The 255-nt window shown below is 66.7% G+C and carries 1 pseudogene; it reads left to right on the top strand.

Annotation, left to right across the window (positions count from 1 at the left end):
- Positions 1-255, top strand: a pseudogene (locus KJQ96_RS39325) (glycosyl transferase); the annotation flags it as partial.

Genomic DNA, 255 nt, shown 5'->3' with positions numbered 1-255 from the left:
CGAAACGGCCGCAGAGATCGAAGCAGCGAGGGCGCGAACGGGAGCCACATGCGTGCTGGCCTCGGATTACGGCACCACCGGCTGGCTCGCCTTCTATCTGCCGAACGGCACCTGCGTCGCGCAGCAGAGCCAGCGCATCCGATGGGTCAACATGCCCGAGCCCGACGCGACGCAGCTCGCCGGACCGCTGCTTTATGTCCGCGAGGTCTGGCCGGGGGATCTTCCGTTAAGGGACAGGTTCGCCAGCGTGGAGAA

The sequence above is a fragment of the Bradyrhizobium sp. sGM-13 genome (assembly GCF_018398875.1).
Classification (GTDB): domain Bacteria; phylum Pseudomonadota; class Alphaproteobacteria; order Rhizobiales; family Xanthobacteraceae; genus Bradyrhizobium.
Note: the sequence above shows the minus strand (reverse complement) of the source record. Positions and strands in the feature narration are given on the sequence as shown.